The sequence below is a fragment of the Sphingobium sp. MI1205 genome (assembly GCF_001563285.1).
Classification (GTDB): Bacteria; Pseudomonadota; Alphaproteobacteria; order Sphingomonadales; family Sphingomonadaceae; genus Sphingobium.
Genome location: NZ_CP005188.1, coordinates 2,997,175 through 3,013,697, shown reverse-complemented (window position 1 = coordinate 3,013,697; position 16,523 = coordinate 2,997,175). Strand labels below are relative to the sequence as shown.

At 65.4% G+C, this 16,523-nt stretch carries 21 protein-coding genes; all 21 read left to right on the top strand.

Annotation, left to right across the window (positions count from 1 at the left end; translation table 11 throughout):
- The first annotated feature begins 9 nt into the window (after positions 1-9).
- The 21 genes from K663_RS14895 to K663_RS24370 all read left to right on the top strand — a co-directional run bounded on the left by K663_RS14895 (position 10) and on the right by K663_RS24370 (position 16,518).
- A complete protein-coding gene (locus K663_RS14895; protein ID WP_062119240.1) occupies positions 10-693 on the top strand; it encodes a hypothetical protein in 684 nt (227 codons plus the stop codon).
- 2 nt (positions 694-695) lie between these two features.
- Positions 696-854: a hypothetical protein gene (locus K663_RS24375; protein ID WP_158511190.1), complete on the top strand. Its 159-nt coding sequence runs from the start codon at positions 696-698 to the stop codon at positions 852-854.
- A complete protein-coding gene (gene dnaN / locus K663_RS14890) occupies positions 851-1,975 on the top strand; it encodes a DNA polymerase III subunit beta (protein WP_062119239.1) in 1,125 nt (374 codons plus the stop codon). Before K663_RS24375 ends, dnaN begins: the two co-directional genes overlap by 4 nt.
- A 3-nt stretch (positions 1,976-1,978) precedes the next feature.
- Complete coding sequence (locus tag K663_RS14885; protein ID WP_062119237.1) at positions 1,979-2,158, top strand: hypothetical protein; 180 nt, start codon at positions 1,979-1,981, stop codon at positions 2,156-2,158.
- 8 nt (positions 2,159-2,166) lie between these two features.
- Positions 2,167-2,643, top strand: a complete 477-nt coding sequence (locus K663_RS14880; RefSeq protein WP_145902285.1) for a hypothetical protein — start codon at positions 2,167-2,169, stop codon at positions 2,641-2,643.
- Between the two features lie 76 nt (positions 2,644-2,719).
- Positions 2,720-5,878 carry a DNA primase gene (gene dnaG, locus K663_RS14875; RefSeq protein WP_062119233.1) on the top strand — a complete coding sequence of 1,053 codons (3,159 nt, stop codon included), beginning with the start codon at positions 2,720-2,722 and terminating at the stop codon, positions 5,876-5,878.
- A 247-nt stretch (positions 5,879-6,125) separates the two neighbouring features.
- Positions 6,126-6,578: a hypothetical protein gene (locus K663_RS14870; RefSeq protein ID WP_062119230.1), complete on the top strand. Its 453-nt coding sequence runs from the start codon at positions 6,126-6,128 to the stop codon at positions 6,576-6,578.
- 188 nt (positions 6,579-6,766) lie between these two features.
- A complete protein-coding gene (locus tag K663_RS14865; protein WP_062119227.1) occupies positions 6,767-7,156 on the top strand; it encodes a hypothetical protein in 390 nt (129 codons plus the stop codon).
- A gap of 150 nt (positions 7,157-7,306) precedes the next feature.
- Positions 7,307-7,954 (top strand): P27 family phage terminase small subunit, encoded by a 648-nt coding sequence (locus K663_RS14860; protein WP_062119224.1) that lies wholly within the window; start codon positions 7,307-7,309, stop codon positions 7,952-7,954.
- Position 7,955: 1 nt separating this feature from the next.
- A complete protein-coding gene (locus tag K663_RS14855) occupies positions 7,956-9,695 on the top strand; it encodes a terminase large subunit (protein ID WP_062119221.1) in 1,740 nt (579 codons plus the stop codon).
- A 75-nt stretch (positions 9,696-9,770) separates the two neighbouring features.
- Entirely contained in the window at positions 9,771-11,000 is a 1,230-nt protein-coding gene (locus K663_RS14850) for a phage portal protein (RefSeq protein ID WP_063619071.1), read from the top strand.
- A 2-nt stretch (positions 11,001-11,002) separates the two neighbouring features.
- Positions 11,003-11,665, top strand: a complete 663-nt coding sequence (locus tag K663_RS14845; RefSeq protein ID WP_062119208.1) for an HK97 family phage prohead protease — start codon at positions 11,003-11,005, stop codon at positions 11,663-11,665.
- Between the two features lie 23 nt (positions 11,666-11,688).
- Positions 11,689-12,906, top strand: a complete 1,218-nt coding sequence (locus K663_RS14840) for a phage major capsid protein (RefSeq protein WP_062119205.1) — start codon at positions 11,689-11,691, stop codon at positions 12,904-12,906.
- A gap of 74 nt (positions 12,907-12,980) precedes the next feature.
- Positions 12,981-13,682 carry a hypothetical protein gene (locus tag K663_RS14835; RefSeq protein ID WP_062119202.1) on the top strand — a complete coding sequence of 234 codons (702 nt, stop codon included), beginning with the start codon at positions 12,981-12,983 and terminating at the stop codon, positions 13,680-13,682.
- Between the two features lie 4 nt (positions 13,683-13,686).
- On the top strand, positions 13,687-14,241 hold the full coding sequence (locus K663_RS14830; RefSeq protein WP_062119199.1) for a head-tail connector protein: 555 nt from the start codon (positions 13,687-13,689) through the stop codon (positions 14,239-14,241).
- Positions 14,242-14,243: 2 nt separating this feature from the next.
- The gene (locus tag K663_RS14825) at positions 14,244-14,585 is read left to right on the top strand and encodes a phage head completion protein (RefSeq protein WP_062119194.1); all 342 of its coding nucleotides are present in this window, start codon (positions 14,244-14,246) and stop codon (positions 14,583-14,585) included.
- Complete coding sequence (locus K663_RS14820; protein ID WP_062119192.1) at positions 14,585-14,995, top strand: hypothetical protein; 411 nt, start codon at positions 14,585-14,587, stop codon at positions 14,993-14,995. The genes K663_RS14825 and K663_RS14820 overlap by 1 nt, the downstream gene beginning before the upstream one ends.
- 3 nt (positions 14,996-14,998) lie before the next feature.
- On the top strand, positions 14,999-15,397 hold the full coding sequence (gp17, locus tag K663_RS14815) for a tail completion protein gp17 (protein WP_062119188.1): 399 nt from the start codon (positions 14,999-15,001) through the stop codon (positions 15,395-15,397).
- 1 nt (position 15,398) lies between these two features.
- Entirely contained in the window at positions 15,399-15,848 is a 450-nt protein-coding gene (locus tag K663_RS14810) for a phage tail tube protein (protein WP_062119185.1), read from the top strand.
- Positions 15,848-16,234: a hypothetical protein gene (locus K663_RS14805; protein ID WP_062119182.1), complete on the top strand. Its 387-nt coding sequence runs from the start codon at positions 15,848-15,850 to the stop codon at positions 16,232-16,234. The genes K663_RS14810 and K663_RS14805 overlap by 1 nt, the downstream gene beginning before the upstream one ends.
- 134 nt (positions 16,235-16,368) lie before the next feature.
- Positions 16,369-16,518, top strand: coding sequence for a hypothetical protein (locus tag K663_RS24370; protein WP_158511189.1), 150 nt, complete (start codon positions 16,369-16,371; stop codon positions 16,516-16,518).
- Positions 16,519-16,523 lie beyond the last annotated feature (5 nt).

The following is a 16,523-nucleotide window of genomic DNA, read 5'->3' as shown; positions in this document are numbered from 1 at the left end:
CCGGTCGCCGTGTCGGTGTCGGCGCTGCATCCCGCGCACCGGGACGGGCGCAGCATCTTTCCGTCGCGCGTGTTCGAGGCGGGCGAAGTCAAGCGGGTGCTGAAGACCGGGCATCAGTCGCGCAAGATCGGCAAGGTGGTGATGAAGGGCCATCGCAAGGGCTGGCCGATCTTCACCCTGACGCTGGAGGAACGGGCGACCTGTCCGCGCAGCTGTCAGGCATGGGGCTGGTGCTATGGCAACAATATGCAGGCGGCCGAGCGGATCGTCGCGGACCATGCGCTGGAGGCGGGCCTGTGGCGCGAGCTGGAGCAGCTGCAGCGCGCGCATCCCGGCGGCTATCTGGTGCGGGTCCATATCCTCGGCGACTTCTATTCGGTCGGCTATGTCGACCTGTGGGCGCGGGCGCTGAAGGCGTTTCCTGCTCTCCATGTCTTCGGCTTTTCGGCGCGTGATCCCGGCTGCGACCCGATCGGGCAGGCGCTGGACCAGCTCGCGTCGGCCGACTGGCAGCGGTTCGCGCTGCGCTTTTCGGGCCGGCCTGGTTCCGAGCGGGCGAGCCGGCTGGTCAGCGGCGATGAAGTGGACGAAGCCGCGATCCTGTGCCCGGCCCAGACCGGCGCCACCGACTGCTGCGCGACCTGCGCGCTCTGCTGGCAGTCCGCCAAATCCATAGCGTTTCGGAGGCATTGACGATGATGCGATTCTTGCCACGTTTTGAATTTACCGACCATGGGGTGGGCGGCATCGCTGCCGACGACCGATTTGAATGGTTCGAGGGGCGCGGGCTGCTGATCCAGTGGGGCCGCTTCCTCATCGAGATCGTCTTCGCGCGGCGGGAGCAGCTCGGATGATCCAGGTCAACGTCAAGACGCTGCGCGGGGCGCTGAAGGCGATCAACGCCGTGGTGGAGAAACGCACGACCGTGTCGATCTGCGCGACCGTGCTGGTGCGCTCCACGCCGGGCCAGATGTTCCTGACCGGCACCGGCCTCGACATCATGATCGAGAAGACGGTCGACCTTGAGGATGCGGGCGCGAACAAGGCCATGTCCTTCTGCGTCGACGCCTCGACCCTGGCGTCGATCGCGGGCAAGCTGCCGGCGGAGGGCGTCGCGACGATCGAAGGCGACGGCAACACCGGCATCACGATCAAGTGCGGTCGCGCCCGGTTCAAGCTGCCGACGCTGTCGGCCGACGACTTCCCGGTACTCGTCGGTGGCGACTGGGACGCCCAGTGGGAACAGGACGGCACCCAACTGGTGCAGATGATCGAGAGCGTGCGCTTCGCCATCTCGACCGAGGAAACCCGCTATTATCTGAACGGCATCTATGTCCATGTGCCGGATGGCTCGGAATGTCAGTTCGCTGCGGCAACAGACGGCCATCGTCTCGCGCGCTTCCATTGCGATGCGGCGGAGGGTGCGGAGGAAATGCCGGGCATCATCCTGCCGCGCAAGGCGGTCGCCGCGCTCGCCCAGCTGCTGGACGAAGAGGGCGGCAAGGTCGATGTCGCGGTGAGCACGTCGAAATTCCGCTTCGAGATCGGAACGACTGTGCTGACGGGCAAGCTGATCGACGGCACCTTCCCCGATTACACCCGCGTCATTCCTGCCGCCAACCGGCTCGACTGCTGGTTCGAGCCCGGCCCGCTGGCCGAGGCGGTGGAGCGGGTGCTGACGATCAGCAGCGACAAGTCGCGGTCGATCGCGTTCACCTTCGACGCCAAGGCGATCACGCTGGAGGTCGTCAGCCCGGAAAACGGCACGGCGAGCGAGGAAGTGCCCTGCGAATATGAGGGCGACGCGCTGCGGATCGGCTTCAATGGCGGCTATCTGCTCGACGTGCTGCGGCACCTGAAGGGCGGCGGCGACGAGCGCGCGCGTGTGAAGCTGGCCGATCCTGCCGCGCCGTCGCTCTGGCAGACCAGCGACAATGCCGCCCGCCTCTATGTCCTGATGCCGTTGAGGGTGTGAGCCATGGCCGAGCTGCAGCGATTCCTTCCTCCTGGTGAACTCTACCGCCGCGCCCGCAAGGTCGAGGAGCTGGCGCGCGTGGTGATGGACTGCACGAGCAGAGGATGCGCGCTGCGCGATGTCGCGCGGGCGACGAAGATCATGTCGGAAATCAGCGCCATCGTCGGCGCGGGGGAGGAATGATGGATACGGTGGCGAAAGAGCCCTGGGTCACGCGCTGGGGTCGGGAATCCGACAGCTGGAACATTGTCGAGCTGGATGATGGCAACCCGGATGAGGATGTGGAGGGCGGTGAGAGCGATGGATCGGGTCTGCCGGGCCGCTGGCTGGTGGGGCAGGCCGTCGCGCAATGGTCGTTGACGCAGCCGACGGAACCGACGGCCGAAGTTGTTGCCAATGTCTTCAACCTGCCTCTCGACCTTGCCCAGGACGTGATGGGCCTCGATCCCGGACAGTCGATCACGAAGCCTGCCCTCGGTCGCGCCATCCAGGTGTGGAGCGGCCTGCAGGACCAGGGCTGGGCCGATCAGACGGTCGGAGCGGCGGCGCTCGCCTTTCATTTGTCTCCGGCGTTGATCGCTGAAGCCGTCGAGGATCATCCCTGGATGTTTCTGGGCGGCGACCGCGCCGATCTCGCTGCCATGACCATCGAACATGACGGGGAATAGCGCGCCGTCGTCCTGACGGCCGCGATCTTCGCAACATCGATATTTGCTTCGACCTGACTTTTCGGGGTGGGAATTCGTGTCTCTTCCACAATCGTTCCTGGACAGCATCCGCGATCGCACTTCGCTTTCGGCGCTGATCGGCGCGTCGATCAAGCTGGAGAAGGCGGGGCGCGAGCATAAGGCGTGCTGCCCCTTCCACGGCGAGAAGACCGCCAGCTTCACGATCAATGATGACAAGGGCTTCTATCACTGCTTCGGCTGCGGCGCGCATGGCGATGCCATCCGCTGGCTGACCGATCATGCCGGCATGGACTTCATCGATGCGGTGAAGGAGCTGGCGGCGAAGGCGGGGATCGAGATGCCGGCGCGATCGCCGGAGGATGCCCAGCGCGAGCGCCGCCGCAGCGAAACCAGCGATGTCATGGGCAGCGCGGCCGAATGGTTCCAGCGGCAGCTGCACGGGGAATCGCGGGCGCTGGCGCAGCTGGAGGCGCGCGGGATCTCCACGGCCTCGATCGCGCGCTTTGGCCTGGGCTATGCGCCGGGGCAGCGATCAATCGGCGGCAGCGGCATCGCGCCGGCGCAGCTGGTCGACGCGGGGCTGCTGATCGACACGGACGATGGCTTTCGCGATCGGTTCCGCGGGCGGCTGATGGTGCCGATCCAGGATGCGCGCGGGCGCGTCATCGCCTTTGGCGGCCGCGCCACCCGTCCGGGGCAGGAGCCCAAATATGTCAACAGCGAGGGCGGCAGCTTCGACAAGGGCGCCACCCTCTACAATCTGCACCGCGCGGCGCCGGCGGCGCGATCGGCGCGGCGGCTGATCATCGTCGAAGGCTATTTCGACGTGATCGCGCTCGACCAGGCCGGGATCGCGGAAGTCGTCGCGCCGATGGGCACAGCGATCACCCCGCAGCAGCTGGAGCGCGCCTGGCGCGTGTTCGAGCGCCCGGTGCTGCTTATGGACGGCGATGCGGCAGGGCGGAAGGCCGCGCTGCGCGCCTGCGAACGGGCGCTTCCGCTCGTCGGGCCGGGCCGCTCGCTGTCGATTGCCACCCTTCCTGACGGTTCCGATCCCGACGATCTGGTGCGATCGCAGGGGCGGGCGGCGATCGACGCGCTGATCGACGCGGCCGTACCGCTCGCCGACGCGCTGTGGCAGGGGGTGCTGGCCGATGCCGACCACGCCACCCCTGAAGGCCGCGCTGCGATCTGGAAGCGGCTCGCCGGCATGGCGGGCGCCATCGCGGACGAGGAAACCCGCGCCCAATATCTGAGCGACTGGCGGGCGCGGTTCGATGTCGCCTTCCCGCCGCCGCCGCCTTGGGCGCGCGACATCGAAACCCTTCCATTCGGAAGGCTGGAAGCTCTGTCCGAACAGCCCGAGCCGGTGCAGGCACGGCTGAAGGCGATGGCCGTGGCCTGGTTCGATGGCCGGATCGAGCGTCTGGTCGACAGCAAGGACGCGGTGCTGCGGCTCGCCTTCGTCGCCGGTCGCCGTGTCGGCGCGGGGCTGCTGGCGGAGGTCGAGGTCAAGGAAAAGCTGCTGGTGCGGCTCGATGCGCTGCCCGACCTGCAGCCCGCCGACGTGGAGCGGGCGCTGGGCGATGGCATCAACCGGGCTTGGGACATCGGGCCGGATCTGGTGACGCTGGGCTGCGTCCTGCACCCGATGACCGATTTCGGCATAGGAGAGCGCCTGATCGCACGACATGGCACGGCCTTTCGTTTCACCACGGCGAAGGGCTGGCTGGGGTGGGACGATCGGCGCTGGCGCGTGCTCGACCAGGACAAGGATGGTCCGCCGCCATCGGAGCTGCAATCGGCGATCTTCGACACGATCCGCGCCATCCAGGCGGAGGCGCGGGCGGTGCGGCAGACGGGCATCCATGATCCCGACAGCAATCCGCACGGGCTCGACCGGCTGATCCCTTCCGGCAGGAAGAATGTGCTGCTGTCGGCGCTGCTCGCCAAGTTCGGCCGCGAAAGCGAGACGGCGGGCAAGCCCAGCTCGATCGCCAAGCTGGCGCAGAAATGGCTGACGGTGTCGATCGAGGCGTTCGACTGCGATCCGTTCGCCATCAACGTGCTGAACGGCACGCTGCGCTTCGAGCGGTATCGGGACAGCGACGGCCGCCGGCGCGCGCGGTTCAGCCTGGAGGCGCATCGGCGCGAGGATCTGAACACGAAGCTGGCGCCGGTGGCGTTCGATCCCGACGCGATCTGCCCGATCTATGACGACTTCTTTGCCTGGGCGCATCCCGACGGCGGCATGCGGCGCTATCTGCACCAGGTCGTCGGCTATACCGCGACGGGCGACACGGGCGAGCAGAAGCTGTGGTTTCACTATGGCCTGGGTGCGAACGGCAAGTCGACGGCGATGGACCTGTGGGCGCATGTGCTGGGCGATTATGCCGGCACGATCGGGATCGAAACCTTCCTCGACCAGGGCATCAAGAAGCGAGGTGATGCGGCCTCGCCGGATCTCGCGCGGCTCGGTGGCGTACGCCTGTTGCGCGCGTCGGAGCCGGAGCGCGGGGCGAAGCTCAATGAGGCGCTGATCAAGGCGGCGACCGGCGGCGAGCCGATGGCGGTGCGCGCCCTGCATCGCGGTTTCTTCGACCTGCTGCCGCTGTTCAAGCTGCATATCGGCGGCAATTACAAGCCGTCGATCCCCGGCACCGACGAGGGCATCTGGCGGCGCATGAAGCTGGTGCCGTGGAACGCGCATGTCGCCGATGGTGAACGCGACGAGCAGCTGCCGCTGAAGCTGCGCGCTGAAGCCGCGGGCGTGCTCAACCACATGGTGCGCGGCCTGCTGGACTGGCTCGCCAACGGGCTGATCGAGCCTGACGCGGTGCGCGAGGCCACGGCGCAATATCGTGAGGACAGCGACCCGCTGGCGCGATTCCTGAAGCTCTGCACAGCGCAGGACCAGCAAGGGCGCGTCCAGTCGTCGCGGCTCTACGAAGTCTTCCAGGCATGGTGCAAGGCCGCTGGCGAGCGCGAGTGGACGCCCGTCGGTTTCAGCAAGGCCATGCTCGACAAGGGCTTTGTGAAGAAGACCAGCAACGGCGTCCAGTGGCTCGGCATGCGCCTGGTGCGGGAGGTCGGCGACTTTGTCGATGAGCATGGGCGGGTGCGCGAGGTGCCGATCGAGACGCCCGAGGAGGTTCGCGCGCCTCCTGCGGGGCCGCCTCCCGATGCTGATGCCGACTGGGTGCCGGACTTCTGACGGCGGTTTGATCGACGCGAAGGCTTCCAAAGTGGAAGGGCTGCGGAAGGGTTGATGGAAGGGCAAAAGCGCGGATTTCTGCGCCTTTGGAAGGGCTGGAATGGTTGCCGACATATTGCCATCGCATGCGCGCGCGGGCGCATGCATGAGCGAAAATATACGTTATCTATTCCAACCCTTCCAAGGCTTCCAAAATAGAGAAAATACATAGAGATTTCATTGATTTAGAATGTGGAAGGGTGAGAGCATGGGGGTTCCAGTGGTGGAAGGGTCGCAATTCTGGACTTTCGCGGACGTGGAGGAGCGCCTGATCGAGGCGATGCGCTTCTGGTGGCATGTCGATGGCGGGGGCTGGCCGTTCGCGTCCGATGGTCCGTGGCATCTGATCGCGGCCGACAAGAGTTGGGATTGGGACAAGGATCGGTGGGCCGATGCGCTGCCGCCCAAGCTGCCGCTGTCGATCGAGCAGATGAAGCGGCGGGATGAGGCGACGGCGTGGCTGCTGCATGCGCCTGCCCAGGACCGGCGGCTCGTGCTGCTGGCCGTGCGGGCGCTGGCTGCTGGTCGGAAGCGGGTGCCGTGGCGGCAGTTGCTCAAGCCGATGGGGCTGAAGCTCGGCGCAGATGGGTTGCGGATGCGCTATGGCCGCGCCGTAACGTGCATTTGCAATGCGCTGAACACCGCAGAAATGCGCGCATAGAGACGGCGCAAGCCCTAGAATGTTGCCTTAAAAAAATATTCTGTGTTCGTCTCTGCGGCCAATTCGGGTAATTCACAGATACGCTGATGGCGGGCCTTCGCTCTCCATCATCGGGCATCCTCTTCTCACCTTGCAACGCCCCGCTTGGCCTCGTGCTCGGCGGGGCGTTGCCGTTTCGGACATCATCCATGCCCACGATGCCCAAGCTGCTGCGCCCCGCGGGATCGCGGTCGGGCGTCCAGGTGCGGCGGGAGCAGGACCAGCGGCGCGGATCGTCCACATCGCGCGGATATACCGGGCGATGGGCCAAGGCGGCGGCCTCCTTCCGGCGGTCGCATCCGCTCTGTGAATATTGTGCCTTGGAGGGGAAGGCCGAGGCGTCGACGCTGGTCGATCATCTCTATCCCCATCGCGTGTTCGATGGCGTGTTCTGGCTGGTCGAGTGGTGGGTGGCGAGCTGCGACCCATGCCATTCGGGCATGAAGCAGGCGGTGGAGCGCGCCGGCAAGGCGGCGATCGACGCCCTCGCGCGGCGGTTGGGCCGGGCCGTCATGTCGGACCCACCGGGGGGCGGGTAAAACATTGGAGCCGATCGCCTGCCGACCGGGCTGCAAGACAGGAAAAAATCGGCGCGAAATTGGCGCCCAGATATTTTTTTAAGCCGCTGATCAAGCGGCGGAAACGGTGAAGGAGGTGGGCCGCAAGGTCGATCGGCCAAGGAGTTTTTTATGGCACGCGGACGAAAGCCGGACCCGCATCAGGCGGAGAAGGGCTATCCCAACCGGCGCAAGTCGGCGACGCAGAAGCGCGAAGCGGAAGCGCAGCGCGTGGCGCAGCTGCTGGTTGCCACCACGGCGACAGATGCGCTGAAACCGCCGCCCCTGATCGACCAGGGACCGCTCTATGCCGGGGCAGTGGCGGTGTGGACTGAGATGGCGCCGCGGTTGATCCGGACCAACCGCTTGCCCGAACAGCACCGCATGATCTTCGCGATGTTCTGCGTCTATTATGCCGACTGGGTTTCGTTGAATGACCAGCTGAAGCAGGAAGGCATGACGCAGCGGGTGAAGACGGTCGCGGGTGGCTACATGATCCGCGATCATCCGGCGGTGCGCCGGCGGCAGGAATGCTTCGACAATGTCATGACGCTGTCGCGGCAATTCGGCCTGACGCCGCATGACGAATATGACCTGTTCAAGAACCAGGCTGCGGCCGTCGCGACGAACCCCGGCCTGTTCGGCGGGGCTTTGCCGGTTCCCGCCCAGGGGCGCGGCGAGCCCGATGCCGATCCAGCCCCGGCGCCGAGCCCTTCCGGTCCTCGCGTCGGTATGCTGACCGACATGGATTCGCCGCCACCGGGCCATCGGCCGAACTGACATGGCGACCGAGACGGCAGCGCCCGCGCTGTCGCCGTGGTGGCAGAAAGGTGACCCGCTGCCGCCCTGGCTCAATCAGGTGGCGGACGACGTGGCCTTTCGGTGGGCGATCGGGGCGTGGAAGAAGGCGGCGGCGCAGCCCGGTGCATGGTTTGACCATGCCAAGGCAGCGCGGGTCGTCGAACTATGGCCCCAGATTTTCCGGCTGACGGACGACCGCTTCGCGGGCGTGCCGTTCCGCCTCAATGTCTGGCAGGAGATCATCGTCCGGCTGCTGTTTGGGTGGAAGCATCCGATCCAGATCATCGACCCGCTGACGGGCCTGGAGGTCGAGGAGCATGTGCGGATCTTCCAGATCCTGCGCCTGTGGATTCCGCGCAAGAACGGGAAGTCGGAGTTTCTGGCCGCCCTTGCGCTGATGTTCTGGGCGATCGAGGGCGTGCAGGGCGGACAGGGCTTCGTCTTCGCCCGCGACGAAACGCAGGCGGAAATACCGTTCGCCAAGATGCAGGCGATGGTCGCACATAGCGAAACGCTGTCGAGCGACGTCCAGGTGCATAGCGGTCATATGTGGCTGAAGCCGCTGGCGTCGTCCTTCGTGCTGCTCACCGGCAGCGACCAGGGAAAACATGGCAAGTCGCCCACCGTAACGCTGGGCGATGAGATGCACGAGTGGAAGAGCCGCAAGATCGAGAACGATCTGCGGCAAGGCCAAGGCGCCCGCCTGCAGCCGATCGCGCTGTTCGCATCGACCGCGGGCCTGAAGACGAACCAGACTGGCGTCGAGATCTGGGAGGAGAGCGAGCAGATATTGGACGGGTCGATCGACGATCCGTCGACGCTGGTCGTGGTGTTCGCGGCGCCGGAAGAGGCAGACTGGGAAGACGAGGCGGTGTGGCGGGCGGCGAACCCGTCGCTCGGCCTCTCGCCGACGCTGCAGTTCCTGCGGAGCGAGGCACGGCTTGCCAAGGGCAATCCCGTCAAGGAAGCGCATTTCCGCTGCTACCATCTCAACCAGTGGGTCGATGACCAGGCCCTCTGGCTGAACATGGCGAAGTGGGACGTCTGTCAGTCGCCCCGCAATGGGTGGAAGGAGATGGCCGAACGGATGGCGGGCCGCCGCTGCTTCGGCGCCTGGGACTTGTCGTCGGTGCGGGACATCACCGCGCTGGTGTGGCTGTTCCCGCCTATCGCGGGCGATCCGCTCTGGCATCTGGCGTGTCGTTTTTGGGTGCCGGAAACCTCGCTGGCGCAGCGCGTGAAGGAGAGCAAGGTTCCCTTCGATCGGTGGCAGTCGATCGGCGCTCTGGAAGTGACGCCGGGGGACATCGTTGACCAGGACTATGTCCTGCGAGCGGTGCAGGAAGGTATCGGCGCGTTCGATGTCGAGCGGATCGGTTACGATCCGTGGGGTGGCGTCAAGCTCGTGACGGACATGCAGAAGGAAGGCATCGATGCCGACCTCCTGCTGCAGGTTCGCCAGGGCATCCATACGTTGGGTGAGCCGACCAAGGAATTCGAGCGGCACGTCTATGCCGGCACACTGGATCATGGGGGGCATCCCCTGCTGCGCTATATGGCGCGAAACACGATGGTCCGGTTCGACGAGAACCTGAATTACATGCCCGCGAAGAAGCGGTCGAAGGACAAGATCGACGGCATCGTCGCGGCCGTGATGGCGCAGGCGGTGGCGATGGCTGGTGATACGCCCGAGCTGACGCCGGGGGTCATCGCCCTGTGACACATCAATTTGGCGAAGGGATCATGCGATGACTGCGGATGCGCCTCGGCCGCCGGCAGCAAAGGACGCCGCCTGATGGGCTGGCGGAACTGGCTGGGCCTGCCCGAGCTGGAGCAGAAATCGGCGAGCGCGGACACGCTCGACCAGATCCTGCGCGAGGTGTTTGGTCAGGCCAACAGCAAGGCCGGTCAGGCGGTGAACCTCCGCACGGCGCTGGAGGTGACGACGGTTCTCTGCTGCGCGCGGGTGATTGCCGAGGGAATCGCCCAGGTGCCGTGGAAGCTCTACCAGCGGGAGACCGATGGCGGGCGCCGCGAAGCGCGAGATCATTCGCTCTTTCGATTGCTGCATCGCCAGCCCAATGCCTGGCAGACCAGCTTTGAGTTTCGCGAGACGATCGCCCTGCACTTGGTGCTGGCCGGGGATGCCTTTGTATGGAAGAACAGGCGGGCATCGGGGGAGATATTGGAGCTGATCCCCTACGAGCCGGGATGTGTGACTGTCACGCGCAACAGTGACATGACGCTGGACTATGACCTGACGCTGCGCGGAGGGCGCCGCCAGCGCATCCCGCGTAACCAGATGTGGCACATTCGGGGGCCCAGCTGGAACGGTTATCTCGGCCTCAACGCCGTCAACCTGGCGCGCAACGCGATCGGGCTGGCCCTCGCGACGGAAGAATTCGGCTCGGCACTATTCGCCAACGGGGCTCGCCCAGGGGGGCTGCTGACGACCGACCAACCGTTGAAGCCGGAAACGGCGGAGCAGATTCGCACGAGCTGGCAGGCGGCGCAGGAGGGGACCGGGAACGCCATGAAGACGGCGATCCTGCACTCTGGCCTCAGCTATAGCGCGCTGTCCTACAATGCCGAGGAAGCCCAGTTCAACGAAACGCAGAAGCGAGCGGCGATCAGCATCTGCGCGGCGCTCAGGGTGCTGCCGATCATGGCGATGCAGAATGAAGGCACGATGGCCTATGCCAGCGTCGAACAGCTGCTGCTCGCGCACCTGACGCACACGCTGATGCCTTGGTTCGAGCGGATCGATCAGTCGGCCGAGACGAACCTGCTGTCCATGGCTGAGCAGCGCGAGGGCTTCTACACCAAGCTGGAAGCCAAGGGCATGATGCGCGGGACCGCCAAGGACCGGGCCGAATTCAATCAGATCATGCGCCAGAATGGCGTGATTACCGTCAATGAGTGGCGCGAGTCCGAGGACATGGACCGCTCCGACGATCCCACGGCCGACCACCTGCGGCCCGCGGTCAACATCTACGGTCCCGACAACCAACCTTCCGGGGAATGACCATGGAGAAAATGCAGTTCGACCTGCGCGAATTCAAGTTCGCGGAGGGTGGGGATACCATGTCCCTGGAGGGCTATGGCGCTGTGTTCGGCAATGTCGACAGCTATGGCGACGTGATCGAGCCGGGGGCCTTCGCCAAGACGCTGGCGCACCACAAGACTGCCGGCACTTTGCCGCAGATGTTGCTGGAGCATGGCTTCTCGGCTTCGCCGCTGCCTGTCGGAAAATGGACCGAGATGTCGGAAGACGGCCATGGCCTGAAGGTCAAGGGCGAGATCCTGCCCACGAGCGAGGGCAAGGATACCTATATCGCCCTGAAGGCGAAGGCGATCACCGGCTTGTCGATCGGCTACCGTCCGGTTGAATTCGAGATGCGCGCCAAGCCTGAAGATCCGCGCCGCCGGCTCAAGAGCGTCGACTTGGTCGAGGTGTCGATCGTCGGCAACCCGGCCAACGGCAAGGCGCGCGTGGCCAGCGTGAAATCGGCCGATGCCATCATCACCATTCGCGACCTGGAGGATACCCTGCGGGAGGCAGGCTTTTCCAAGTCCGAGGCGCTCGCCGTGTGCGGGCGGTTCCAAGCCAAGACCGACCGGAGGGATTCCGGCGCGGATGCGGCGACCGTTGCCGATTTCGATCGGCTTCTCTCCAAAATCCGGGCCTGAGCCCGTTTCCCAAGGACATCATCATGAGTGAGATCACCGAAAAGCTCGGCCAGATCGAGCGCGCCTTCGACGAGTTCAAGTCGAAGCAGGACACCGTCATCGCCGACGAGGTGAAGAAGGGCACGGCCGACGTCGTTCGCAAGAATGAGGTTGATGAGATCAATGCCAGCATCACGCAGCTTTCCGATGAGCTGAAGGCGCTGGAAGCCAAGGCGAACCGCATCGGCGCGGGCGAGGACGACAGCCCCGAAGTGGCCGAACATAAGGCCGCGTTCGGCAAGTGGATGCGGAAGGGCGTCGACGACGGTCTCGCCGATCTGGAAGCCAAGGCGCTCAACGTCACGACCTCGGCCGATGGCGGCTATGCCGTGCCGGAAGAGATCGACCGCAACATCCTCGATCTCATCAAGCAAGTTTCGCCGGTGCGGGCCCTGGCCACCGTCGTCGCCGTTGGCACCAGCGATTACAAGAAGCTGGTCAATGTCCGCGGCACTGCCAGCGGTTGGGTCGGCGAAACCTCGACCCGGCCCGAGACCAACACGCCGCAGCTGGCTGAAGTGCCGGCGATCATGGGCGAGCTGTATGCCAACCCGCAGGCGACCCAGCGGATGCTCGACGATGCCTTCTTCGACAGCGAAGCCTGGCTCGCCGCGGAACTGGCCGACGAGTTCGCCAAGGCGGAAGGCGCGGCATTCATCAGCGGCAACGGCACCAACCGGCCCAAGGGCTTCCTGGCCTATACCATCAACACCTCGGCCGATGGAGCGCGCACCTTCGGCGACCTGCAGATGGTGAAGACTGCCGTGGCCGGCGACTTTGCGGCGACCACCACGTCGAGCAATCCTGGCGACAGCTTCATCGATGTGATCCACTCGCTGAAGAGCCCGCTCCGCAATGGCGCGGCTTGGCTGATGAACTCGCTGACCCTTGCCAAGGTCCGCAAGTTCCGCGACGTCGACGGCAACTATATCTGGCGTCCCGGTCTCGCCGAAGGTCAGCCGGCGACGATCCTCGGCTATGCGGTCGAGGAAGCCCAGGACATGCCCGACGTGGCGACCAACACCTATCCGATTGCCTTCGGCAACTGGAAGCGCGGTTATTATGTCATCGACCGCCTGGGCACGCGCCTGTTGCGCGATCCCTTCACCAACAAGCCCTATGTCGGCTTTTACACCACCAAGCGCGTCGGCGGCATGGTGGTCGACAGCGAGGCGATCAAGATCCTCGCGACCCGCACCTGATCCGGGTTCGATCGAGTGCATGACGGAAGGGGCGGGCGCCATGCCTGCCCCTTCCCCGTTTTCGGAGCAGCAGAATGTCCGATGAAATTCGCCTGATGATCGCCACGCACACGCATGGCAGCGTGACGCCGGCCTATGCCCAGTCGCTTGCGCTGACGGCCGCGGCGCTCGCCGCTCATGGCGTGCCGCATGTGGTGGTGCTGTTCGAGGACAGCCTGGTCGACCGCGGGCGCGATCGTGCTGCTGCCGCCATGTTGGAGGGCGGCTTCACCCATCTGCTGTTCATTGATGCCGACATCGAATTTCGCCCGCATGACGTCATCCGCTTGCTGGCCGATGACAAGGATCTGGTCGTCGGCGCCTACAAGAAGAAGAACGAGCGCGACGAATATGCGATTTCCTTCCTGCCCGACGCGGCGGCGACGCTGGAGCAATGCCCTGACACTGGCACGGTGAAGATTGCCCGTGCCGGCACTGGCTTCATGATGATCCGCCGCACTGTTTTCGAGCAGCTGCGCTACGCCATGCCGGAGCTGCATTATGTCGATCATAGCACCCTGACGGGGTCCCGCCCGATGGTCGCCTATTTCGAGCACATTGTTCGCGATGGCCGCCGCTGGAGCGAGGACTATACCTTCTGCGAACGGTGGCGCGCGATCGGGGGCGACATCTGGCTGGATACCGCGATCACGCTGGGCCATTGGGGGCCGCATGTCTGGCGGGGGAGCATCCTCGACCATATCCATGTGACCGACACGACCAGCTCGGCAGCGTGACGCGATGGCCTGGCTGGAAACAACGGTTGAGGCTGCGCCGGGAAGCGAGCCGATCGATCTCGACGACGCCAAGCGGCAATGCGGCGTCCTGGAAGATGACTTCGACGATCTGCTCGAAAGCTATATCGAGGGTGCGCGCGGGCATATCGAAGATACGACGGGGCTGCGGATTTGCACGCAGACGGTCGTGATGCGAACCGGCAGCTGGGCCGATCTGGCGCAGCTGCCCACTGCGCCGCTGCAAACGGTGGATGGCATCACCTATCTCGACCCAGATGGCGTAATGCAGACGCTGTCCGGCAGCGTCTATCAGGCGCGTCTGTTTGGTCTGCGGCCTGCGGTCGTTCTCGTGCCTGGCGCGGCCTGGCCCTCGATCCAGTCGGGATCGCTCATCAGCGTAACGGCCGTTGCCGGCTATGCCGACGACGCTGTGCCTGGGGCGCTCAAGGATGCGGTGCGGTATTCCGTGGCGCAGCGGTTTGCCAATCGGGAGGTGAACGATCCGGCGTTTGCCGAAACGATCGACCGCCTGACCTTCAATCATCGGGTCTGGCGCTGAGCATGGCGCAGTCGCCCTATGTGCCAAGCCGCCGGAAACATCAGGTGATGTTTCAGCGGAACACGCCGACTACCGACGACTATGGCGCGGCGGTCGATAGCTGGGCAGATTATTGTCCGGCCCTGGCGGAGGTCGCCTTTGGCGCAGCTGATGAGCGGCGCGAGGCGGCGCAGCAGGCCGGATCGGAATCGGCGACCTTCTACGTGTTGCGTACCGCCAAGACGGCCGCGCTCAGCGTGCGGGACCGCATCCTGTTCAACGGCACCTGGGACATTCGCTCGGCGGTGCCGTCGCTGACCTACAATCGCGGGATGGAAGTCACCGCCGTTCGGGTCGCCGAGTGATGGCGCGCGGCACGTCGCGGCTGACCGGCTTCCGCGAGGCGGCGCGCCAGCTCAATGACATGAAACGATCGGCGGCGCAGGGGGTGGGCCGCCGATCGCTGCTGTTTCCCGCCGAGATCCTGGCGCTGGAAATGCAGAACCGGGTGTCGGTGCTGAGTGGCGCCACGCGCGACAGTATTGCTGTCGGCAAGGAAAAGGCGCGGCGTGGTCGGCCGCAGGTCAATGTCACCGCGGCGGACATCGCGTCGATCCAGCTGGAGTTCGGCAACAGCGACATGGTTGCGGAGCCCTTCGCCCGTCCGGCGAAGGAGGCGAAGCAGGACGTCATGCTGGAGAGCTTTGGCGAGGCGCTGAAGCGCGAGGTCGACAAGACCGTAATCCGCTCGGCGAAGAAGGCTGGCAAGGGATAGACCATGGATTTTCATGCTGGCCTGCGGGCGCGGCTGCTGGCGGACAGCGGCGTCGCGGCGATCGTCGGCACGCGCGTGTCGTGGCTGGAGCGGCCGCAGGGCGCCGCGCTGCCCGCCATCACGCTGCAGGTCATCTCCGACCCGCGGCCGCAGCACCTGAAGGGGCTGGACGGCGCGCGGGGAACGCGGGTGCAGCTGGACTGCTGGGCCGCCAGCTTCGCGCAGGCGCTCGCCCTGGCACGCGCGGCGATCGCCACGCTGCAGCCGCCGACGACGATCGAGGGCAAGAAATTCGGGAACGCGCGCATCGATGGGCAGCGCGATCTGGGGGAAACCGCCGCTGGCGGCGCATTCGTCCACCGGCAGTCGGTGGATTTGTTCATCTGGCACGTAGGAGACTAAGATGGCGGAAACGCAGGACGCCAGCACTGGCTATATGGGAGAGGTGTGGCTGCACAACGGCACCGCTCTCTATGAGCTGACGCAGGTCAAGAATTACAAGATCCCCGGCGGCGGCGCGCGGGAGCAGGTCGAGAAGACGCACCTCAAATCGCCGAACTGGCGCCGCGAATATCTCAGCACCTTCTATGAGGACAGCGACTTCGACGTGGTGCTGAACAGCCGCCCGCTGTCCACCACCGACACGCTGCTGGAGGCGGCGCGTGTTGCCGGCGACACCCGCGCGATGCTGGTCGTCATCCCGGAAGACGGCGTGCCTGTCGCCCAGATCTCGCTCACGGCCAAGTGCATCAATTATGACCGCGGCGAGGTCGGCGAGGATGTGATCGAGGCGACCGCGACCTTCCGCGTGATGACGATCGAAGCCATTGAAGCCTATGAGGAACCGGCCTGATGGCGAATATCCATCGGGGCGAGGCGTCGTTCGAGGTCGATGGCCGCATCTACAGGCTGGTCATCGACTTCGCGGCCCTGGCGGAGGCCGAGGATGCCGCCGACATGGCGGTGGACGACCTGCTGAAGGCAATCACGCCGGTGATCGACCTCGATAGCGGCAAGGTGCTCCGCAAGCCCCGGATCAAGCATCTCGGCGCGATCCTCTACGGCGCGCTGAAGGCACACCAGCCCAGCATCACGCTCGCAGCCGCCATCAACCTGATGTCTGCCGGCGAACAGGTGGGCGAGGCCATCGCCAAGGCCCTGCAGGGCGCCATGCCCAAGCCCGATGCGAGTGCGGAGGGAAAGGGCGAGGCGGGCGCTGGGACTGGGACGAAGCCCTAACCAACTGGGCCGCTGAAGGTCTGGACCCGGAATCCTTCTGGCGCCAGACCTTCCGCTCCTACCGCACTATCCTCGCAGGCCGCGCCCGTGGCCATCAGGAGCGGATCATCACCCTGGCGCACCAGATCGAAGCGATGGCGCGGCAGGGCAAACGGTTCAAGGCGTCCCCGCAGGATTACATCGGCGAGGCTGCGCGCTCCAATCGGAAGGGTGCGTCGGCGGTGCTGTCGATGCTGCGGCGGTTCAAGGATCGCCAGGACAAAGGCGGGGCGGCGGCGCCCTAAGCAGC